Origin of the sequence: Maribacter ulvicola (genome assembly GCF_900155985.1) — a bacterium.
GTDB classification, from domain to species: domain Bacteria; phylum Bacteroidota; class Bacteroidia; order Flavobacteriales; family Flavobacteriaceae; genus Maribacter; species Maribacter ulvicola.
On the sequence record NZ_FTMA01000007.1, the window covers coordinates 22,882 to 44,952 of the forward strand.

Sequence of the window (22,071 nt, forward strand, 5' to 3'; positions counted from 1 at the left end):
TTAGAAAATGGATTTAAATTCAATTAGAAGAATTATTTGTTTAGTTCTTTACTTATTAAGTTTCAACCTTTCTTCCCAAGAACAAATAAGCCTGATTTCTTGGAACATTAGAGACTTTGGTAAAACCAAAAACAGCGAAGAGTTAGATAGCATGGCAGAAATTGTACGTTATGCGGATATTGTAGCCATACAAGAAGTAGTAGCAGGCTTTGGAGGTGCACAGGCGGTGGCTAAACTTGCCGATAACCTCAATAGAAAAGGAGCTAAGTGGGATTATGTAATTAGCAACCCTACCAATAGCACAAAATACGTTACCGAGCGCTACGCTTTTATTTGGAAGACGAAGAACATAAAGATAAAAAATAGAGGAGCATTAATTTCTGAACTGGATGCTCTTGTTGATCGAGAACCATTTTTTCTTGATTTTTATGTAGATGGCCAAAAATTATCCATAATTAACTTTCATTCAAGGCCGCATGATAAAAACCCGGAAAAAGAAATTTTGGCAATTACTGATTATTTAAATTCAGATGATTTTCAACATCCAATTATATTGGCGGGCGATTTTAATTTGGATCAAAAAGAATCTGTTTTCATGGGTTTAAAGGCGCAGGGCTACAACGCCTCGGTTATAGATACTAAAACTACATTGAAACAAAATTGTTCAACAAATGGCTATTTAAATTACCCTATTGATAATATTTTCTATTCAAATAAAATTTCTGCCAAAAGCAGTTATGTAATTGATTATGTAAAAGCTTGTGAGAATCTTTCTAGTGCTAGAGCGTTGTCTGATCACCTGCCAGTGTTACTGAATTTTAGTTTGTATTAGTATTTTAATAAAAAAGAGGAGTGAGCAAATATTTACTCATTCCTCTTTGTAATTTAACTTAATTTGAAAGGTCAGGTGGCGGTGGAGGAGGTGGAATATCTCCGCCATCACCACAGCAAGCTTGAAGTTCTACTTCTTTTTCAGATAGATCTTGTGGGTCACATGATAAATAGACAGAACTGAAAATAACGGTTAATAAAACGATATATATTTTCTTCATTTTGTTTAAGATTTTTGGACATACCAATGGCTGTCCGATTTTGAAATCAGTGAATTGTGGCGATAGAAATCGCACATAAAAATGAAGGGACGTCTCCCTGGTTTGAGAAGTGGAAATCCAAATACGGTAGTGCCTAGTTACTTCTCAATCGGACTAGTTACCGACCGTATTTTAGATTCCCGAGCGTTTGATTTATATATGAGCTCTGGTAGCAATGCATAGCTCTAAATCAACCTGAAACAAAGAAAAGAGAAGTTGATGGATTAGGGCTAGACATAACCCCGACTTGTGTTCGACAAGTATTTGACACCAATGATAACGGTGCTTGGAAGAGGTTTTGTTAAGGATTGATAAAAATTAATTTGTAATTTTAAGACTATGAATGAGGAAAATATTAATGAAATAGTTGAGAAAGTTTTCCAAAAGGCGAAAAGTATTTGTTCAAAAAAATCAAAACATGCACTTAGTAAGCATATCGCAGAATCAACTTTCGTAAGTTCTAGAACAATTGAAAGACTTTATGATAAATACCTTGATAAAAAAGAAGGGGTAGGTGAGCAAAATGAACACACTATAAATGTGCTATGCCAATATCTGGGGTATGATTCTTATGCAGATTACGTTAAACAAAATGGTCTCTATACAACAATTTCAAATGTAGAGGCTCAAAAGAATGACAAGAGTAAAGTAGGTAAGGACGATTATAGGATATGGAAGGTATTGGCAGTGGTAAGTTTAATAGTGGTTGTTGGATTAATTCTTGGGTTAAGTGAAAAGCATAAGGAGACCTTGTGTATGACGTGGAAAACTGATCATTTTGAAAAGGTAGCGTGTGTGGCAGGAACTAATGAAAGCATAATTCCATTAGATGAAGTAAGGTTACGGAATTTTAGAAAAGTTGAGGTTGATTTAATTACAGATTTTTTTGATGAAACTACTCAGATGCCATTGATATGGTATTATAAGTCTGGAGGTAAGATGGAATATTATACTGCACCCGGGAAGCACCCCATTAACGGAAAAACCTTAAAAGAAATTACTGAGCATATGGTAGATACATATGTACCCCTTCATACGTATAAGAAAAATTCATTTGTAGAATAAATTAGTTTCAGAAATATTTTATGTGGAAATATTAACGATAATGAAATAAAATTTGGCATAAAAAAAACGGTCTAACTTTCGTTAAACCGTTGCTGTGCCTTTGCTTATTGTAGCGAGAGGGGGGCACGATCCCCCGACCTCCGGGTTATGAATCCGACGCTCTAACCAACTGAGCTACCTCGCCATATTATTTTTAAACGGCTGCAAATATAGTGGTAATTTATTAGTTCTTCAACAAAAGTTGATTAAAAAAATAATAATGGCCTTTTATTTTTTTATCATATAGAAATATATATATTGCTCGTAATTAAGTAGCATGAACATGAGCGATAAAATAAAATTTGAAATAGAGTTTGTAATTCAGTCTTCACCACAGATGTTATATCAATACCTGGCAACCCCATCTGGACTGTCAGAATGGTTTGCGGACAATGTGAATTCTAGAGGTGAAAGGTTTACATTTATATGGGACGGAGCTGAAGAGGAAGCTAAATTGTTGAAAAGAAAAACAGATGAGTTTGTTCGCTTCGCCTGGGAGGAAGCTGATGATGACAGTTTCTTTGAAATGAAAATAATAGTAGACGAAATTACTAAAGATGTTTCGTTATTTATTACCGATTATGCAGAAGAGGACGAAATTGATGAGTCTAAAATGCTTTGGTCCAACCAAGTGTCAGATTTAAAACAGGTGTTGGGATCATCTTAAAAATAGCCTTATTTACAGTATCTTTGAGCCTTAATTTTTTAAGGCTTTTTTTATGTTCAATTTTAATGGTGAACTTCTTGACGATAACACTTCTTTTTTAAACGAAAATAATAGGGGAATACACCTTGGCGATGCCGTTTTTGAAGAGCTTCGCGTTTTAAACGGAGATATTATTTTTTTAGAAGACCATTACTTGCGTTTAATGTCTTCTATGAGAATTCTTAGAATGGAGATACCCATGTACTTTACGATGGAGTTTATGGAACAGGAAATTCTTAAAAGTATCTCGGAAAATGGATTAAAAGAAGCCAAACATATAAAGTTTACGGTTTTTAGGAATAGCCAGAACAACTTTTCTATTTCTGATCATAGTATTTCATATTTAATCACTGGTAAAACGCTTACCAATCCTTTTTTTATTTTAAATGAGGGCGCATATGAAGTAGAGCTTTTTAAAGATTTCTATAAGAATTCTAGTATGCTCTCCAATTTAGATACCAATAATAAAATATTGAATGTCGTAGGAGCTGTCTATGCTCAAGAAAATGATTATCAAGATTGTTTGCTGCTGAACGAGAAAAAGCAGGTCATAGAGTCCTTAAATGGCAATTTGTTTGTAGTAAAAGGGAATCAAATCAAGACAGCACCAGTATCAGATGGCTGTGTGCACGGTATTCTAAGAAAAAAACTTATAGATTTGGTATCTAAACTTAATGATTTTGATGTTCTTGAAGAAAGTATTTCGCCTTTTGAGCTTCAAAAAGCAGATGAATTGTTCCTAGTAAATAATATTGAAGGTATTGTATCTGTAACAAAATATAGAAAAAAAGATTTTGTGAACACTACTGCCAAAAACCTGATCGGTAAATTAAATGCTGCGGCCAGAATGTCTTTAAGCTAGTATGTCAGTTTAAACTTGGGTTTTCAGGTGCATTGGACCATAAAAGGTAGTCGCCGCCTAGCTGGATCATATTTTCTTTCCAAATGGCTTTTGCCGCCTTTTGAATGATTCTGCTTTCGTGTTCATTTTCAACAACGATCCATGATTTAGAAGTAAGTTCTTCATCTAATTGTAATGAAGACCAACCGGAATAACCTAGAAAAAATCTAATATCGTCTTCAGATATAATTTCTTTATTGATGAGTTCTACGGTAGTTTCAAAATCTCCGCCCCAATAGATACCATCAGAAATTTCAACGCTATTAGCTATTAAATGAGGTACTTTATGAATAAAGTATAGATTGTCTTGTTCTACTGGTCCACCATTGTATACCTGAAAAGGTATTTCAATATCCGTAATCAATTCGTTAATTAGGTATTCTAATGGCTTATTTAAAATAAAACCAACAGAACCTTCAGTACTGTGTTCTGCTAACAATACAACGGACCTATTGAAAGAAACATCACCGGTTAGTGAAGGTTCTGCAATTAGTAATTTTCCTTTGGTTGGCTTTAATGCGATCATAAATTTAGTATGATTATCTACCTAAAGTAAGACAAATCCTCTTAAAACCAAAAACATACAAACAAAAAAAGCACCTATTAAGGCGCTTTTAATACATTTATCAGTGTAAAATTAGTTTACAGCTTTGCTTAAATCAGCACCTGCTTTAAACTTAACTACATTTTTAGCAGCAATTTGGATAGTTTTTCCAGTTGATGGATTTCTACCTTCTCTTGCATTTCTTTTAGATACGGACCAAGAACCGAAACCTACTAAAGAAATTCTATCTCCTTTTTTAAGAGAATTTTCAACATTTCCCAAGAAAGATTCCAATGACTTTTTAGCCGCAGCTTTTGTGATGCCAGCGTCAGCTGCCATTGCATCGATCAATTCTGTTTTGTTCATAATTTGATAATTAATTGTGATTAAATAATTTATACCTACTAACAAATTTATATGGATTTCTGAGCAACGCAAGTAAAACAGGGGGAAATACCATGTTTTGTTGATAACTCAGCGTGTTTGTTAATAAAGTAGGTTTTTTTTTACGTTTGTCGCAGCCCAATAAACACGGGGTCTCACCCCATTTTTGCATTTTCTTTCAAATTAAGGCCATTCAGTAGATCTCTTACAAGCATTCTTTTCTTGCCTTGTAGTTGTATTTCATCGAGATTTAAGTACCCGCCCTGTACGGCAACTTTCATCTCCTTTTTTGTGGAAATCAAAGATCCATACGGCATATTGTGGTTTGCGGCTTCTATATTCGCTTTGTAAATTTTTGCAATTATCGTTTGGTCTCCATTGTAAAGTGTAGTCCAAGCTGCAGGGTACGGACTTAAGCCTCTTATAAAATTGTATATATCTTCTGCCGGTGCACTCCAATCTATTTCACAGGTTTCTTTAAAAAGTTTATGGGCATCTTTTAAATCAGCTGAATCTGATTGTTTGGTTGTTTCAAAATTTCCTTCTTCTATACGTGCAACTGTTTTTACCACGGTTTCTGCGCCTAAATGCATTAACCTGTCATGTAAGTCTTCTGCATTATCTGTTTTTTCAATGGTTGCTTGATCTTGCAATATAATGGCACCGGTGTCAATCTTTTCATCAATAAAGAATGTGGTCACCCCTGTTGTAGTTTCCCCATTAATAATTGCCCAATTAATTGGTGCTGCACCTCTGTATTGTGGCAATAGTGATGCATGCAGGTTAAAGGTTCCGTATTTTGGCATATCCCAAACAAGCTTTGGTAGCATTCTAAAGGCTACTACTATTTGTAAGTTGGCATTTAAAGATTTTAGGGTTGCTAAAAAATCCGGATCTTTTAAATTAGTAGGCTGTAATACTTTAAGGTCGTTCTTTACTGCAAATTTTTTTACTGCAGACTCATTTAGCTTTCTGCCTCTTCCTGCAGGTCTGTCTGGTGCTGTGATGACACCAACTATATTATATTCCTTTTTTACCAGCGTATCCAAGATGCCCACGGCAAAATCTGGAGTTCCCATAAATACAATTCTCAATGCTTCCATATTATAATAGTTGGTATTCGTTTATTGTGTTTAATGATATAATGTTATCTTCTAGTAGTTCTTGTAACGCGGCAATTACTATTTTTTGTGAGATATTCAGGTGTTTTTGTAATTCTCTAGAATTTGCCGTTTGTCCTTTTAATATTTGAATGATCTTTATTTTGGCGTGAACGATATCATTATTGCCGGTTTTATGACTGATGCAAACATCACATATACCACATTCCTTTTCTTGAACTTCTCCAAAATATTCCAATAACTGAATACTTCTGCAGATAGTGTCAGTTTCAATGAAATTCAGCATCTTGGTTACTTTATCAATTTTAAGTTGGTTTTGTTCTTCTATATTTTTTGCGAACATGTTTATGGTACGGTCATCATCCCTGGGAACTAAAAACAGCATTTCTAAATCACTTGATGCACTGGTATATGCTATAATTTCACCTTTTGCCAACTGTTCAAAATTTTGATGTATCAATGATTCTGATATTGATGTTTTTTTGGATAATAGATACGTATTTATTTGGGTGTCATACTCAAAGAGACCGCCATAGGTTCGTAATACAACCTTAATAAAGTTGGCAAGTTTAGTGTTTTGATCTATATATCTATATAAAGTATCTTTATCTGTAATAAACTTTATGGTGATTTTTTTAGAGAAATTTTCAGACAATGATATCACTGAATTTCTATCTAATAGCTGTAATGCATTGTATGTTAAAAATGTATTCAGTTTATAGATGTTACAAAATTCATTAAAGTTAAGATAGTACGTAGCCTCTGTGAACTCACCGTATCCTATTTGAAAAAATGTGTTTAACTTTCGGTAGATCATTTTTACATAGGCTACATCCGGTAAAATCTCAATGAACTGTTTTTTGACCAATACCTTATCTGTAGTATTGGTAAGTAAAATTGCTTTGGCAAAATTTCCGTTTCTACCGGCCCTACCGGCTTCTTGAAAGTAATTCTCTAGACTATCCGGTATTTGAAAGTGAACCACCAACTCCACATCTGGCTTGTCTATACCCATACCAAAGGCATTGGTGGCAACCATAATTTGAATTTTATCCTCTAACCAAAGATTTAGGCGTTCGGTCTTCTTTTTTTGATCTACACCGCCATGATAGAACGTTGCCTTTATATTATTTTGAACAAGGAACTTTGATAGTTCTTCTGCTTTTCGTCTACTTCTAACATATACTATAGCACTATGTTCTATTTGTTGACAGTATTGTTTTAAACGGCCATTCTTATCTTCGGTCAATAGGACTCCAAAACCAATATTTTTTCTAAAGAAAGAGTCTTTTACGACAAAAGGATAGGTGAGCTCCAATGATGTAATGATATCATCACTAACTCTTTTTGTGGCCGTGGCCGTCAGTGCTACTATAGGTGGGGCGGGGTGTAGTTCTCGCAATATGGAGCAACTTAAATATGCAGGTCTAAAATCGTGACCCCATTGCGAAATACAATGTGCCTCATCAATAACGAACATAGATACGTTCATTGCCTTTATGCGTTCTTGAACCAGCTCTTGTTGTAAACGTTCTGGTGATAAGTACAAGAATTTATAATTACCGTAAATACAATTGTCCAACAACTTATCTACCTCGGTAAATTTGAGTCCGCCTCTTAGTCCAATGGCTTTAATGCCAAGTTTTTGAAGGTTGTCTACCTGATTTTCAATTAGTGCGATCAATGGGGAAATAACAATGCAAATACCTTCTTTCATTAATCCTGGTACTTGAAAACACAAAGATTTACCACCTCCTGTAGGTAGTAGACCTAGAACATCTTGACCGTTGGATATGGCGTTGATGATTTCTTCTTGAGAGCCTCTAAAGCTGTCAAAGCCCCAATATTTAGATAAGATTTCTTTTGGTGTGTTATTCACCCGTTTTATTTATAAAATCTACTACAAATTGCATACGATTTTCAATAGTGCCAAAAGGTACTTCTATTGGTGTATACCCAAGGTTAATATACGTTTGTTCAAGCTTTTCGTGAATTCCACAAGCTTGTTCAAAATTTTCCATTCGTTCGTTGTCCTGAACATAGATTTCTTTCCATGGTGGTAAAATCAATACCTCGTCATACCTGTGTTCTAGGCATAAATCAGCATAATATTGCTCAGAGGACTGACCAAAATAGTCCATATAGGCAATTACATCTGGCAAGCCACGATCATAGAACAAATGATCTTTTTCTATTTTATTACCGTTAATGAAATGTTGTAGACGAGCATTGATCAATTCATCATTAAAACTTTTAGCATCTTTAACAAAATCAATGGGATTAATTAATTGGTCATCTAAAGCTATATCTCCCAAAGCATCTAATGTCATGGTTCTTATTACTTCGTGAAAGCAATAGTAGCCATTTTCTTCTAGAGAGGATATCAATACTGTTTTGCCTGTTCCCGGACCTCCTGTTACAACAATTCTCTTGCTTTTCAAACTCTTAATTTATAAAAGCAAAAGTACAATAATCAACAGTATTAAAAAACTGGCACTTTACACTTATCTTTGCATAAAATACTAGTAATGGACGAGAATAACCCTGAAGAATTTTATAAAAAATTACACGAGCAACTATCAGAAACATCAAAGTGGCCTTCTGACTATCTGTATAAGTTTATAGTGGAGACCGCATCGGATAAGATTGATAAAATAAATACCATTTTCGATAATACGGGAGCGGTAATCAATTTAAAAAAATCTAAAAATGGTAAATATACCAGTGTTTCTATAACAGTAAACTTGAAGAACCCAGACGCGGTAATAGAAAAATATAAAGAAGTAGGTAAATTAGAGGGCGTAATATCCCTGTAAAATAGCATTTCATCCATAATTTTCTTATTTTGGCATCGTTATAAGAATACTTCTCAAATACATTAAGCTAAAATTTTCAATTTGCAATTAGTAGAAAACCTAGAATATAATACGGAGCGTGAGCATTTGATTATACCTGAATATGGTCGTCATTTTCAAAAAATGGTGAACCATGCAATATCAATTGAAGACCGTGAAGAAAGAAATAAAGTGGCGCAAGCAATCATTAGCGTCATGGGAAACATACAGCCCCATTTGCGCGATGTGCCAGATTTTCAGCACAAATTGTGGGATCAGTTGTTCATTATGTCCGATTTTAAGTTGGATGTAGATTCCCCTTTTCCAATTACCTCTAAAGAGGTATTAAGAAAAAGACCTGAGCCATTAGAGTATCCGCAAAATTTTCCTAAATATCGTTTTTATGGAAACAATATTAAACGTATGATCGATGTTGCGGTAGAGTGGGAGAAAGGTGATAAGCGTTCTGGTTTGGAATATGCGATTGCCAATCACATGAAAAAATGTTACTTGAATTGGAATAAAGACGTAGTTGATGATAAAGCTATATTTAAACATTTATTTGAACTAAGCGATGGTCGTATTGATCTTGCTGCGGAAGGCGAAAGTTTGACGGACAGCGGACAATTCCTTAAGAACAGAGTTGCAAAATCTCCTCGTTCCAATAATTCAGGAAAGAAAAATCAAAGAAATAATAATAACCGCGGTAAAAAACGCTATTAAATTTCCACTTCTCTAGATGGGGACATTCAAAATTGAAGGAGGGCATCAGTTAACTGGTGAAATAACACCTCAAGGAGCAAAGAACGAAGCTCTACAAATACTTTGCGCAGTACTACTTACAGATGAAAAAGTAACGATCAACAATATTCCGGACATTGTTGATGTAAATAAACTCATAGCTCTTTTAGAGGATCTTGGCGTAAAAATTCAAAAGAAAGGGAAAGGGTCTTATACTTTTAAGGCAGATGACGTTAACCTAGAATATTTGCAATCCGATCAGTTTAAACAAGATGGTAGAGGCTTAAGAGGTTCTATTATGTTAGTTGGACCGTTATTGGCACGTTTTGGTAAAGGTTATATCCCTAAGCCTGGTGGTGATAAAATTGGTCGTAGACGTTTAGATACACATTTTGAAGGGTTTATTAAACTTGGAGCTCAATTTCGCTATAATAAAGAGGAATACTTCTATGGCGTAGAAGCAGATAAGTTGAAAGGAACTTATATGTTATTGGACGAAGCTTCTGTAACCGGAACCGCTAACATTGTTATGGCAGCTGTCTTGGCAGAAGGACAAACAACAATTTACAATGCGGCATGTGAGCCTTATTTACAGCAGCTATGTAAAATGCTAAATAGAATGGGCGCCAAAATATCTGGTGTTGGTTCTAATCTTTTAGTTATTGACGGAGTTGAAAAATTAGGAGGTACAGATCACCGTATGTTACCAGATATGATAGAGATAGGTAGCTGGATCGGTTTAGCTGCAATGACTAAAAGTGAATTGACTATTAAAGATGTTAGTTGGGATGATTTAGGTCAAATACCCACTGTATTTGGTAAACTAGGTATTACGCTAGAAAGAAAAGGAGACGATATTTATATTCCTGCCCATAAAGACGGATATGAAATACAAAACTATATTGATGGTTCTATTTTAACCATTGCAGATGCACCGTGGCCAGGATTGACTCCTGATTTATTGAGTATCATTTTAGTGGTAGCCATACAAGCTAGAGGAGAAGTTTTAATTCATCAAAAAATGTTTGAAAGCCGCTTGTTCTTCGTAGATAAATTATTAGATATGGGAGCAAAGATTATTCTTTGTGATCCCCATAGAGCTACGGTAATTGGTCATGATTTTCAGTCTACATTAAAAGCTACTACAATGACCTCTCCAGATATTAGAGCGGGTGTTTCTTTATTAATTGCTGCTTTATCGGCAAAAGGGACTTCAACAATTCATAATATTGAACAGATAGACCGTGGTTACGAAAATATAGATGAAAGATTACGTGCTATAGGTGCTAAAATTGTTAGGATATAGGTTTTTACTTATATCTAATATAAAACTCCATAATCAGGTTTTAGACCTAATTATGGAGTTTTTACGTTTATACTATTTAGAAATTACTTTTCTATAACTGTGCCATCAGGATATTTGGCAAAACGTCCTTGGTTTATTTCATGTACATGATCAGGGTGCCTCCACGGCCAACCGCCAAACTGCGTAGTTCTAAATTCATTCATGGCATTTTGTAATTCTTGATCGTTATTCATAACAAACGGTCCGTATTTAGCCACTGGCTCATTAATGGGTTTGCCTTGTAACACAAGAATACTTGCAGCTTTATCAATAGCCTTAATTACTATTTCTGAAGTAGCCTCTACCTCAATACCATGATTAAGAGATATTGATTTGCCCAGAACTTCAATGGTATTACCATCATAGAAATAAATGGTTCGGGTAGTCCCTTCATTTGCTTTTGGTAAGGTTATGGCGCCTTTAGGTGCAATTTTTATATTCCAGACGGCTACATTGTTATCTTCAGCAGCAGCCCATGAATCTGGAGCTGGTGCTATAGCTTGTTGATCGTTGAAACTACCGGCAATTATTTTTACAGATGATTGTTTTAATTTCAGTATTGGTATATCTTCATGCCATAGCATTTTAAAATGAGGGTCTACGAATTTACTTTTTGAAGGTAGATTCAACCAAATTTGAAATAGCTCTAGTGTGTTTTCTTTATCTGTATGAATAAGAGGAAACATTTCTGCATGCTGAACGCCACTGCCGGCGGTCATCCATTGTACATCTCCTTCTCCAAAACGACCTGCGGCACCTAGAGAATCTGAATGATCACAAAACCCTTTATTTGCCACGGTAATAGTTTCAAATCCGCGATGTGGATGTGCTGGGAACCCGGGCACCGTAGTGCCGTGGTACATTCTATATCCGTTCTTAATTTGGAAATCATTACCTAGATTTCTTCCTTCTAAAGAATCTAACGGACCTAGTTCACCATTTCCTTTTGGGTAGTGGTCTAAATGGTAAACGCAGAATAAAAAAGGATCTTGCGTTTGCCAGGGAAAACTTAATTGAAAAATCTGTTTTATCTCGTTGCTCATACTTAACAAATTACATAGAATTAATGAGCCTCATTGTTAATTTCAACCCAATTGTTTTCTGGGGCTTTTAAATATATCTGTCGTACTCCGATTGTCCTTAGAGCAACTGGATTTTCTTTACTTGATCAGTTGAAAAAGTTTATTTAAAATAATACATGTTAATAATTTTTTTATGGTTGTTTAAGTTTGATAGTTCTTAGTACTAAAAATGCAAGAAGCTATCTGTTAAGATAGCTTCTTTATAGTAGTGTGTTACTTTCCATCTAATGGTGGTGGTCCATCGATCATGGGTTCATAAATTTCATCACCTTTACGTGTTTTAAATTCTTCTTTGACCTTGCTCACCAACTTCGGATTTTGAAACAAATCTAGCATGGTCATTCCCATGGCTTTAGATGCGTATATCATTCCTTTGTGACCAATAGACATCCCGCCGCAGGCAACAACTGCCCATGAATGCCAAGGTGTGCCTGTTGGTGCCACGGAAACCCCTAAATTAATGTTAGGTACATTCCAGCTAACATCGCCTACATCAGTAGAACCACCACCTGGATTTTCAAGTGTTTCTCTTAGTGGGTGAACAGTACCATCAAAGCCAACCTCTGGTTTTCCCGTAGCTTTCTGTATGGCTTTACCGAATACTGTTTCTTCCTCGGTATAGGTGATAGGACCTAATAATTCTAGATTGTTCTGCATAATTTCTCCACCCGAACGATTTACCAATGTTTCATAAATACCCGAAACTAACGAGATTTTATATTCTACATTCGCCATAATTGCAGCACCTTCTGCCATGGCTTTTACGCGCTCGTATGTTGGTAACATTTTAGACCTTTTAGGATCTCTAACACGTACCCAAAGTTTAGCATAATCTGGTACCACATTTACAACTTGACCGCCATCTTGTATATGGTAATGTATTCTTGAAGACGGTAAAATATGCTCTCTGTAATAATTGATTCCGGTAGTGTACAATTCTAATGCATCTGATGCGCTACGGCCGTTCCATGGATCCATAGAGGCATGTGCAGCCTGACCATAAAATTCTACTACGAAATCTATTAGTGATAATCCACTTTGTACATCGGCTTCAATGTCTGCAGATGGGTGCCAGCTTATATTGACATCTACATCATCCCAAAGTCCGGCTTTTACCATCCATACTTTTGCAAAATATTTTTCTTCGGCCGGTGTACCTAAGAACTTCACGGTACCTTTAATTTTTCCGGTATCCATCAATTCTTTAATAGCAATGGCAGAACCCAAACTGGCTGTACCAAACATGTTATGACCACAACCATGACCGGCAGCACCTTCTTTAAATGGTTCTTTTACTGGAGATGTTTTTTGCGAAATTCCCGGTAGTGCATCAAATTCACCTAAAATACTTATTACCGGACTTCCTGAGCCATAGGTCGCTGTGAATGCTGTTGGTATATTTGCTACACCTCTTGTTACGGTCATTCCGTTTTTCTCGGCATAATCTGCTAAAATTCTTGAGGATTCTGTTTCGTCAAAAGCGGTTTCGGCTAAAGCCCAAATAGAATCACTGATTTTAATAAGTTCTTCTTTATGTTGTTCAACAGAAGCAATAATCATGTTTTTGTCCTTACTCATTTTCTGAGCAAAAAGGGATATGCTCATGCAAAAGCATAGAGCCGTTAAAATGGTTTTTTTCATTATAGTAGTTTTGGTTATTTTCAACTCCAATTCATGATAGTGTTAACTACCTGATATTAAAGCATTAGTAAATATACCAAATTATGCGCTTTAATTCATGAAGATTAAATAGTGCTGACTATGAGAAAGATATGGTTATTTAGCTTTTAGAATTTATATCCTTAAAAAATGGACAACCTCTATTTACAGTAGCAATGTTTTATATTTCTAAGCAGTTATTAATTGTAAATGGTTTTACACAAGGAACTAATTAGAATATGAACATTATGGGGTTTTGGTCGTTACTTTTTTTTAATGGGGTTTGTTGTTCTATTACTGGAATGCTAATATATAGGGTGTCCAAGGCTTAGGTATCCGGAGTAAATAATATTATGAATGTAGCGATGGGAGTAAAGGAAATACTTTGAAAATAAAAAGTATGGGTTGATATGGATTTGGGATATCTCTAGATACACTCAATTTTAGCCAAGGAAAGTACTAAAATCTCCATTATGGAAATAAAATTAGGATAGAGACGAGGTGAAAAATTTCAAGTTATTCTAACCTTTGGAGTTCCTAAGGATACCGTTATGAAGTCAAGTGTCATTTCGGCGGAGCCTTTAAGGCAAATTATGGATCCTATTTTGCAAAGTTTAAAAAGTTGCTAAACCATATTTTCACCAACAAAAAATGCGTAACTATAGGTAAATATGCTTAGACGAAAGGTGGTTGCCTCATAGGAACTGCATCTTTAATTGGCGAAATAATTTAGCTGACCGCAGCCTTATACGTTTCTAAACATCTTTCTCTAGCCATTTTATGGTCTACCATTTTTTCTGGATACTTATCTGTGCCGTATTCAGGAATCCATTTTTTAATATATACCTTATTCTTGTCGAATTTATCTACTTGGGTCATAGGGTTGAATATTCTAAAGTAAGGAGCTGCGTCTACGCCACTGCCAGCCGCCCATTGCCAATTACCAATATTAGAGCTCATTTCATAATCCAATAACTTTTCAGCAAAATAGGTTTCTCCCCAGCGCCAATCTATTAATAGGTGTTTGCATAGAAAACTAGCCACCAACATACGAACCCTATTATGCATGTATCCGGTTTCGTTTAATTGACGCATACCGGCATCTACTAAAAGATATCCTGTTTCTCCATTTTTCCATTTTTCAAATTCATCTTCATTATTACGCCATTCTATACGGTCATATTTTGCTCTAAAAGCATTATCAACTGTACGGGGAAAATGATACAAAATGGTCATGAAAAATTCGCGCCAAATCAGCTCGCTCCAAAAAACCTTATTGTCTTCCGCAATGGCTTTTTTCATCATTTTACGCACAGATACTGTTCCAAAACGTAAATGTGGACCTAGTCGTGAGGTACCGCTTTCTTTGGCAGGGAAATTACGGGTGTCTTCGTAATTATCAATTAGGGTAGGGGTTACATTATATGCTGGAACCTCTATTTTAGATTTCACAAAACCGATGTCGCTTAGTGATACGTTTGGTAAACGTGAGTTTTTAATCAAGTTAGATAAATGTTGATTCGTGTAGTGAATCTCTAGATCTCTATCGGCGTTAAAATGCTCTTGCCACTTATTTTTATAGGGCGTATATACCACATATGGGTCGCCATCTCCTTTTACTATTTCTGACTTTTCAAATATCACTTGATCTTTAAAGGTTTTGAAAGTAATATCATTTTCAGATAAAAAGTCAGATATTTTTTTATCACGCTCCTTGGCATATGGTTCATAGTCTCTGTTAGTATAAACGCACATGACTTGGTAATCTTCTATAAGATTTTTTAGTATATCTATAGGTTTACCATGAAACATTGCTAGTGAGCTATCACGCTCTTCCTGTAGCTGATTTCGCATGCTCTGTAATGTTTCATGTATAAAAGTGATCCTTGCATCATCTTTCGGTAATTTGGAAAGAATTTCTTCATCAAAAATGAAAATAGGCAGTACAGGATAATCTCCTTTTAAGGCTTCAAGAAAACCAACATTATCGTCTAATCTTAAATCTCTTCTAAACCAAAATATAGCTACTTTTTTTAGCATTTAGTTAATGTTTAAAGTTGATAGTCCGCCATCTACGCCTATAATTTGTCCGGTTACCCATGTGCTTTTATCACTTAAAAGAAAAACTGCCGCATTGGCAATATCTTCAGGATTACCAACTCTTTTTAAGGGGTGGCGCTCACTCATCATATCACGTTTTTTATCGTTATTTAAAAGTCTTTTAGCTAATTGGGTATCCACCAAAGATGGCGCTACAACATTAACTCTAACTTTAGGGGCGTACTCTGCTGCTAAAGACTTGGCAAAACCCTCAATTGCCCCTTTGGCTGCAGAAACACTGGTATGAAACGGCATGCCCGTATTTACGGCAATAGTACTAAAAAAGACCATGCTTGAACCCTCGTTCATTTTTGAAATTACTTCTTTGACCACTTTCACCATGGAAAAGAAATTAAGTTCCATGTCTTCTTTTATGGTATCTAAAGACATCATTTTAAACGGTTTGAGATTTATACTACCAGGGCAATATACAAATCCGTCAAGTTTTTCGGGTAGTTGAGAAATATCTAGTTCGTCTTTAGTTACATCGAATTCGATATGAGTTATGTTTTCGTGCTGCAATTGTTCATCTGTTCGTGATGCAACAAATACATTATGCGTTTCTTGTAATTCTTTAACCATTGAAAGTCCAATACCATGAGACCCTCCAATTAATAATATATTTTTCATTTAAAAAGATTTTAGTTGAAGTTCATTAGGGATGGAATTTATAGTGCCGAAGAGCTCTTTCAGTTTGTCTTCTCTGAACTTAAATATTTCAATCAACTGTTTTTTTACGATGATAGGATGTGCTAATTGACCTAAAAGTCCTAATGGAATTTTGTAATCTATAATATCTTCCATAATTACACCTTCATCAATTTCATTGATAAAGTGCTTGTGGTGCCAAAGTGCATAAGGACCAAATCTTTGCTCATCAACAAAGTAATTACCTTGATTTACATGTGTTATTTCAGTTACCCATTTGGTGGTATACCCAGGGAAAGGAGAAACTTTATATTGTATAATTTGACCAGGAAACATGTCTCTATCTGCACCATCAAGTATATTAAAACCCATATGATCAGGAGTAATCACCTTTAAATTAGCAGGGTCTGATAAAAATTTCCACGCTACTTCTTTAGTAATTGGTAAGGCTTGTTTAGAATGTAATTGATATAGTTTCATAAATGCAACATTGAAATTTCAAGACCAAATAAATGTCTAACATAAGTCAAAAATAGTTAAACAAATTTTAATATGCCTTTTTATGGATTTAAAAATTAACTTTATCGATTAAATTAAATTTAGGTCGCTAAAATACAGTTCATTAACTATATTTTGGCTTATTTTATAATGATGAAAATTTTTACTCAACAGTTTGGCTTTATAATGCTATTCTTTTACACAGCAATTTTAGCTGCTCAAGAGAATGTGCAAACTATTGGGGAATTGCCTAGTGCTGTTTTTGAAACTTCAGGCTTGCTTTATTTTAATGGGAATTTAATAACCCATAATGATTCTGGTAACGAAGCCATTTTATATGAGTTAGATACGCTAACACTAGCTATTCAACGAAGGGTTACAATTCATAATATTAATAATATAGATTGGGAAGCGATAGCACAAGATGAAGATTATATTTATATAGGTGATTTTGGCAATAATGTAGGTATTAGAACAGATTTGGCGGTACATAGAATTTTAAAAGAAGCATATGTAAGTTCTAATTCCGTATCTGCTGAAACTATTAATTTCTCTTATGAAGATCAACAGGATTTTGAAAATACTGGAAATAGCGATTGGGACGCAGAAGCATTTTTTGTTATAGATGATAAGATAGTAGTCTTGACAAAACAATGGCAATCGTTTGGGTCGGTAGCTTATGAGTTTTCTAAATTTCCAGGAACACATGTAGCCAGTAGAGTAGGGGCAATTAATGATGTTGGTTTAATAACCGATGCGTCTTATGATACGGAATCAAATAGATTAGTGGTTATTGGGTATTCCTCTATTTTGAGTCCGTTTGTGGGGATGGTAGAACATTTCAATTTCAACGCTGTTTTTGAGGGGTATAAGCAACGATCTTTAGGACTCAATTTTATTCAAGCGGAAGGAATAACCCAAACAGGATCAGAAAGTTATTTCTTTTCATCTGAATATTATGCTAGGCAAACGCCAACCATTGAATCTGCATCACGTTTATTTTCTTTCCAAATCCCTTATGTGGAGACGGAAGAGCCAGAAGCTCCCGAAGAACCTGAGCATCCAGAAAATCCAGAGGAAACAGAAACGCCTGAGAATCCAGAAATTCCTGAAAACCCTGATGGTTCGTTACTACCTGAAACCCCAGGAAATGCCGCTCAAGATGATACACTAATAATATTTAGAGATCTTACTACTAGCCGTTATTATTACTCTATAGCTACGGATAAAACAGTTTTTGGGCAAGTTATTTATGATGTATCAGGGAAAGAGGTTTGGCAAAATACCGGGGATATTGAGAAGAAGGGTATTATTTCTCATCATTTGAAATCTTCCATTTATTACCTAGCCTTGTTTTTAGAAGATGGTGTCATTGCTACTTCTTTTGCCGTTTACTAGTATTTAAGAAATTGTTAACATTTTGACCTCTCCTTTATAAGTAATTTTGCTGTCAATAACTAATCAGTTAAACAATCATGAATAAAGTAGTACTCTTTTTATTGGCAATTGTAGCTTCCTTAACTGTTGAGGCACAAATAAATACACCTGCACCTAGTCCTGCAGCAAAAATAATGCAGACCGTTGGTTTAACCGAGGTAAGCATTGACTACTCTAGACCTTCAATGAGAGGTAGACAAGTATTTGGCAACCTAGTTCCTTTTGATAAATTATGGAGAACAGGAGCAAACGGATACACTTTAGTAACTTTTGATGCTGATGTTACTATAGGTGGTAAAGAAGTAAAAGCGGGAACATACTCCATATTAAGTAAGCCAGGAGCTTCTAATTGGGAGGTTTTTATCTATGCGGATACTGTTGGTGGAGGTACACCAAGAAATTGGGAAGATAGCAAGGTAGTTGCCCAATTATCTGTACCTGTTTACAATATTGAAATGCCTGTTGAGACTTTTACAATCACTTTTGATGATGTAAAAAGTAATGGCGCTAACATTGGTATTATTTGGGAAAATACGTACGTGGCAATTCCTTTCACAGTTGGTACTGATGCTACGGTAATGAATAGTATTGATAAAGTTTTGAACGGTCCTTCTGCTGAAGACTACTATGCTGCGGCCGTTTATTATTCTAGCGAAGGAAAAGATATTAAAAAAGCTAAAAAATGGATGGACAAAGCAATGTCTATGATTGAAAAACCAGCGTTTTGGCAACTAAGACAACAATCTTTGATCCTAGCAAAAGCAGGTGATAAAAAAGGAGCAATTGAAGCGGCTAAAAAATCATTAACGGGTGCAACTGCAGCCGGTAATAATGATTATATTAAAATGAACAATGATTCTATTAAAGAATGGAGTTCTAAATAAAAGCTATCTTATAAAACCAAAAAGTCCGTGTTGAAAAACACGGACTTTTTTTATGGAACTAAGTTTAAGATTTATTCAAATACCTTTACACCATCATCAATTGCTAGATGGTAGTATTCTGCATCAATAGTAGTTTGTTCTTTATACTGTTCTAGCACGGATTTTATACTAGTATCTAGCTTATCTGTTTTCATAAGGTTAATGGTGCAACCACCAAAGCCGCCACCCATCATTCTAGATCCTAATACCCCATCTAGGCTTTCGCCAATTTTTACTAAAGCGTCTAATTCGCTTGTGGTAATTTCATATTGTTTGGACATTGCCCAATGCCCTTCATTTAAAACACCACCAACAGCTTTTGCATCGCCTTCTACTAGAACTTTCATCATTTTACGAACACGATCATTCTCTTCAATGACATATTTGGCGCGTTGTGCATCAATGTTGTTGACGTCTTCTTCTACCTTAGTAATATCTTCTAAGGTTACCTCTCTTAAAGAGGTTATTTCCGGTTTGTACTTTTGAACCTGTTTGACAATGTTCTCGCAAGAAACACGTCTTTTGTTGTATTCAGAATCTACTGCTAAATTATGTTTGATGTTAGAATTGATCAACACCCAGCTATAACCTTCTAAATTGATAGGAATATAATTGTGACTTAAATCTTTGCAATCTAAAAAGAAAGCATTTCCTTTTTTACCAAAAAGCACAGCGTATTGATCCATTAAGCCGCAATTAAGTCCAATTTTGTGTTCAGCTTCTTGTGCAATCAATGCAATATCCTCCCTTGAAATTTCTTTTCCTGATATTTTGGTTATCGCATAAATAAATCCGCAACAAAGAGCAGCAGAAGAGGAGAGCCCAGATCCTATAGGTATGTCACCGCCAAAAACACAATCCATTCCTTTTAACGGGTATTCCCTAGCAACAAGTATTTCTATAATGGCTTTGAAATAATTGCCCCAGAAGGCCTCAAATTTTTTATGATCACCATTTAATTGAAAAACAATTTTCTCTGGCTGTGTTAAAAATGTTTCAATTAGAATATTACTTTGGTCATTGCCGGATACGGCAAAATAAATTCCTTTTTCAATAGATGCAGGTAGTACTAAACCTTCGTTATAATCAGTATGTTCACCAATTAAATTAATGCGTCCGGGAGCTTTTATAAGAGTAGGTAGATTGGTATAATTCTCTTTAAAATAAGACGTTATTTCTTTATGTATCATTTATGGTTATAGGTTGTTCTTAATGAGATGCTAATGGTTTATTGAGCATACGGTCAAAGGCTTCAAAAATAAAGGATATGGCAATGACCAAAGCTGCACCAAAAAAGTTAAGCCATAGATAGCCTAATTTTTCTTGACCAGAAGGATAGATATGAATTAGATAATAGTAAATAACACAAATGATAATTTGCGTGATTACGGCAGCAAAGAAAACGGCGTTTCCTTTAATAAATTTAAAGAAAAATGCAATCAAGAATATTCCCAAAACATTACCATAAAAAATACTTCCAATGATATTTACTAGTTGTATTAAATTATCAAATAGGTTGGCTACACATGCTATTAATATGGCGACAATTCCCCAGATTAATGTAAAAAACTTTGAAGCTTTTACATAGTGCTCTTCAGATAGGTTTTCTTTTTTTCTATTTCTTTTATATAGGTCTAATGCCGTAATAGTGCCTAACGCATTTAACTCTGACGCTGTTGAGGACATGGCTGCAGATAAAATAACCGCTAATAATAAACCTATTAAACCTGTTGGTAAATTGTTTAGGATGAAGTGAATAAAAACGTAATCTTTATCGTTGGATTCTACGACATCATTTGCTTGTTTAATTAATGATTTGGCAGCGATACGATTGGTGCTATCTTTTTGATTGATGCGTATAATCTGTTTTTTGGCTTCTTCAACTGCAGTATATTCCTTTATTTCTAAAGCAGCAGAAAACTTATTTTGTGCAATTCTTTTTTCCGCTTCTAGAGCAACTTGCCCTTGCTGTAATAATTTGTAATCCTCTGCGTAACTTGATTCCATCACGGCCTGTGTTGCAGACGGATTAAAGTTTAAAGGTGACGGATTGTATTGGTAAAATACAAATACCATAACACCTACTAAAAGAATAAAGAACTGCATGGGTATTTTTAGAACAGCGTTGAAGACTAGACCTAACTGACTTTCTTTAACAGATTTACCAGACAAATAACGTTGAACCTGACTTTGGTCTGTGCCAAAGTATGCTAAGAAAAGGAAGAGTCCGCCCGTAATACCACTCCAGAACGTATATCTGCTAGAAGTGTCCAAATCAAAGTTTAATATTTCTAGTTTATTACTTGCGCCAGCAATTTTCATAGCCTTGCTAAAGGTGATATCAGAAGGTAAATAACCTAATATAAAAAAGAAGGTAATGAACATACCTGTCATAATGATGAACATCTGCTGTTTTTGGGTAACACTGACAGCTTTAGTACCGCCCGATACGGTATAGATGATTACCAATGTACCTATGATAATATTTAATGTCCTTAAATCCCAACCAAGTACGGCAGATAGAATAATGGAAGGGGCAAATATGGTGATTCCTGCTGCAAGCCCTCTCTGAATCAAAAATAGAACTGCTGCCAATGAACGGGTTTTAAGGTCAAATCTACCTTCTAAAAATTCATAGGCGGTGTATACCTTCATTTTATGGTATAGCGGAACAAATACCATGCAAATGATAATCATGGCTAAGGGAAGTCCAAAATAGAACTGAACAAAGCCCATACCGTCATGAAATGCTTGACCGGGAGTAGATAAAAATGTAATTGCACTGGCTTGGGTTGCCATCACGGATAAACCAATGGTCCACCACTTAGAATCATTACCACCACGAACGTAGTCATCTACATTTTTGCTTCCTTTTGTTTTCCAAACTCCGTATACTACGATAAAAAGAAGTGTGCCGGCAAGAATAATCCAATCTAATCCTCCCATATTAATT

Annotated in this window: 22 protein-coding genes and 1 tRNA gene; 9 read left to right on the forward strand and 14 right to left on the reverse strand. The window is 35.1% G+C overall.

Features of this window, described 5'->3' with window-relative positions; genetic code table 11:
* Nucleotides 1-7 precede the first annotated feature (7 nt).
* Nucleotides 8-832: an endonuclease/exonuclease/phosphatase family protein gene (locus BW936_RS15365; RefSeq protein WP_076549793.1), complete on the forward strand. Its 825-nt coding sequence runs from the start codon at nucleotides 8-10 to the stop codon at nucleotides 830-832.
* Between the two features lie 58 nt (nucleotides 833-890).
* Here BW936_RS15365 and BW936_RS19750 read toward each other — a convergent pair whose 3' ends face one another.
* Entirely contained in the window at nucleotides 891-1,052 is a 162-nt protein-coding gene (locus BW936_RS19750; RefSeq protein WP_167368355.1) for a hypothetical protein, read from the reverse strand.
* Nucleotides 1,053-1,430: 378 nt separating this feature from the next.
* On the opposite strand from BW936_RS19750, the gene BW936_RS15370 reads away from it, so the two are divergent.
* Complete coding sequence (locus BW936_RS15370) at nucleotides 1,431-2,156, forward strand: hypothetical protein (RefSeq protein ID WP_076549795.1); 726 nt, start codon at nucleotides 1,431-1,433, stop codon at nucleotides 2,154-2,156.
* Between the two features lie 110 nt (nucleotides 2,157-2,266).
* Here the strand turns inward: BW936_RS15370 and BW936_RS15375 are convergent.
* Nucleotides 2,267-2,340: transfer RNA gene (locus tag BW936_RS15375), tRNA-Met, on the reverse strand.
* A gap of 138 nt (nucleotides 2,341-2,478) precedes the next feature.
* On the opposite strand from BW936_RS15375, the gene BW936_RS15380 reads away from it, so the two are divergent.
* Together BW936_RS15380 and BW936_RS15385 are read left to right on the forward strand one after the other, a co-directional pair.
* Nucleotides 2,479-2,862 (forward strand): START-like domain-containing protein, encoded by a 384-nt coding sequence (locus BW936_RS15380; protein WP_076549797.1) that lies wholly within the window; start codon nucleotides 2,479-2,481, stop codon nucleotides 2,860-2,862.
* Nucleotides 2,863-2,914: 52 nt separating this feature from the next.
* Nucleotides 2,915-3,763 carry an aminotransferase class IV gene (locus tag BW936_RS15385; protein ID WP_076549799.1) on the forward strand — a complete coding sequence of 283 codons (849 nt, stop codon included), beginning with the start codon at nucleotides 2,915-2,917 and terminating at the stop codon, nucleotides 3,761-3,763.
* Nucleotides 3,764-3,767: 4 nt separating this feature from the next.
* On the opposite strand, the gene BW936_RS15390 is transcribed toward BW936_RS15385, so the two are convergent.
* From BW936_RS15390 to BW936_RS15410, 5 genes are all read right to left on the reverse strand, one after another.
* Nucleotides 3,768-4,328 (reverse strand): YqgE/AlgH family protein, encoded by a 561-nt coding sequence (locus tag BW936_RS15390; protein WP_076549801.1) that lies wholly within the window; start codon nucleotides 4,326-4,328, stop codon nucleotides 3,768-3,770.
* A gap of 111 nt (nucleotides 4,329-4,439) precedes the next feature.
* A complete protein-coding gene (locus BW936_RS15395) occupies nucleotides 4,440-4,715 on the reverse strand; it encodes an HU family DNA-binding protein (RefSeq protein ID WP_394333592.1) in 276 nt (91 codons plus the stop codon).
* Between the two features lie 170 nt (nucleotides 4,716-4,885).
* On the reverse strand, nucleotides 4,886-5,833 hold the full coding sequence (fmt, locus tag BW936_RS15400; RefSeq protein WP_076549805.1) for a methionyl-tRNA formyltransferase: 948 nt from the start codon (nucleotides 5,831-5,833) through the stop codon (nucleotides 4,886-4,888).
* A gap of 1 nt (nucleotide 5,834) precedes the next feature.
* Nucleotides 5,835-7,730 carry a RecQ family ATP-dependent DNA helicase gene (locus BW936_RS15405; protein ID WP_076549808.1) on the reverse strand — a complete coding sequence of 632 codons (1,896 nt, stop codon included), beginning with the start codon at nucleotides 7,728-7,730 and terminating at the stop codon, nucleotides 5,835-5,837.
* Nucleotides 7,723-8,292, reverse strand: a complete 570-nt coding sequence (locus tag BW936_RS15410) for an AAA family ATPase (protein ID WP_076549811.1) — start codon at nucleotides 8,290-8,292, stop codon at nucleotides 7,723-7,725. The genes BW936_RS15405 and BW936_RS15410 overlap by 8 nt, the downstream gene beginning before the upstream one ends.
* An 87-nt stretch (nucleotides 8,293-8,379) precedes the next feature.
* On the opposite strand from BW936_RS15410, the gene BW936_RS15415 reads away from it, so the two are divergent.
* The 3 genes from BW936_RS15415 (at nucleotide 8,380) to murA (ending at nucleotide 10,732) form a co-directional block, all read left to right on the forward strand.
* Nucleotides 8,380-8,667, forward strand: coding sequence for a DUF493 family protein (locus BW936_RS15415; RefSeq protein ID WP_076549813.1), 288 nt, complete (start codon nucleotides 8,380-8,382; stop codon nucleotides 8,665-8,667).
* Between the two features lie 81 nt (nucleotides 8,668-8,748).
* Nucleotides 8,749-9,408, forward strand: coding sequence for a DUF4290 domain-containing protein (locus BW936_RS15420; RefSeq protein WP_076549815.1), 660 nt, complete (start codon nucleotides 8,749-8,751; stop codon nucleotides 9,406-9,408).
* 16 nt (nucleotides 9,409-9,424) lie between these two features.
* Entirely contained in the window at nucleotides 9,425-10,732 is a 1,308-nt protein-coding gene (gene murA, locus BW936_RS15425) for a UDP-N-acetylglucosamine 1-carboxyvinyltransferase (RefSeq protein WP_076549817.1), read from the forward strand.
* Nucleotides 10,733-10,815: 83 nt separating this feature from the next.
* Here the strand turns inward: murA and BW936_RS15430 are convergent, their stop codons facing one another.
* The 5 genes from BW936_RS15430 to BW936_RS15450 all read right to left on the reverse strand — a co-directional run bounded on the left by BW936_RS15430 (nucleotide 10,816) and on the right by BW936_RS15450 (nucleotide 16,740).
* Nucleotides 10,816-11,814 (reverse strand): pirin family protein, encoded by a 999-nt coding sequence (locus tag BW936_RS15430; RefSeq protein ID WP_076549819.1) that lies wholly within the window; start codon nucleotides 11,812-11,814, stop codon nucleotides 10,816-10,818.
* A 252-nt stretch (nucleotides 11,815-12,066) separates the two neighbouring features.
* Nucleotides 12,067-13,494, reverse strand: coding sequence for an amidohydrolase (locus tag BW936_RS15435; protein ID WP_076549821.1), 1,428 nt, complete (start codon nucleotides 13,492-13,494; stop codon nucleotides 12,067-12,069).
* 747 nt (nucleotides 13,495-14,241) lie between these two features.
* Nucleotides 14,242-15,552 carry a cryptochrome/photolyase family protein gene (locus BW936_RS15440; protein WP_076549823.1) on the reverse strand — a complete coding sequence of 437 codons (1,311 nt, stop codon included), beginning with the start codon at nucleotides 15,550-15,552 and terminating at the stop codon, nucleotides 14,242-14,244.
* Nucleotides 15,553-16,242: an SDR family NAD(P)-dependent oxidoreductase gene (locus BW936_RS15445; RefSeq protein WP_076549825.1), complete on the reverse strand. Its 690-nt coding sequence runs from the start codon at nucleotides 16,240-16,242 to the stop codon at nucleotides 15,553-15,555.
* Nucleotides 16,243-16,740, reverse strand: coding sequence for an SRPBCC family protein (locus tag BW936_RS15450; RefSeq protein ID WP_076549827.1), 498 nt, complete (start codon nucleotides 16,738-16,740; stop codon nucleotides 16,243-16,245).
* 171 nt (nucleotides 16,741-16,911) lie between these two features.
* Here BW936_RS15450 and BW936_RS15455 point away from each other — a divergent pair, with 171 nt between their 5' ends.
* Entirely contained in the window at nucleotides 16,912-18,156 is a 1,245-nt protein-coding gene (locus BW936_RS15455) for a hypothetical protein (protein WP_076549829.1), read from the forward strand.
* 77 nt (nucleotides 18,157-18,233) lie between these two features.
* On the forward strand, nucleotides 18,234-19,079 hold the full coding sequence (locus tag BW936_RS15460) for a DUF2911 domain-containing protein (protein ID WP_076549831.1): 846 nt from the start codon (nucleotides 18,234-18,236) through the stop codon (nucleotides 19,077-19,079).
* Nucleotides 19,080-19,150: 71 nt separating this feature from the next.
* Here the strand turns inward: BW936_RS15460 and galK are convergent, their stop codons facing one another.
* Both galK and BW936_RS15470 read right to left on the reverse strand, forming a co-directional pair.
* Entirely contained in the window at nucleotides 19,151-20,308 is a 1,158-nt protein-coding gene (galK, locus tag BW936_RS15465; protein ID WP_076549833.1) for a galactokinase, read from the reverse strand.
* 19 nt (nucleotides 20,309-20,327) lie between these two features.
* Nucleotides 20,328-22,064 (reverse strand): sodium:solute symporter family protein, encoded by a 1,737-nt coding sequence (locus BW936_RS15470; protein ID WP_076549836.1) that lies wholly within the window; start codon nucleotides 22,062-22,064, stop codon nucleotides 20,328-20,330.
* Between the last annotated feature and the right edge of the window lie 7 nt (nucleotides 22,065-22,071).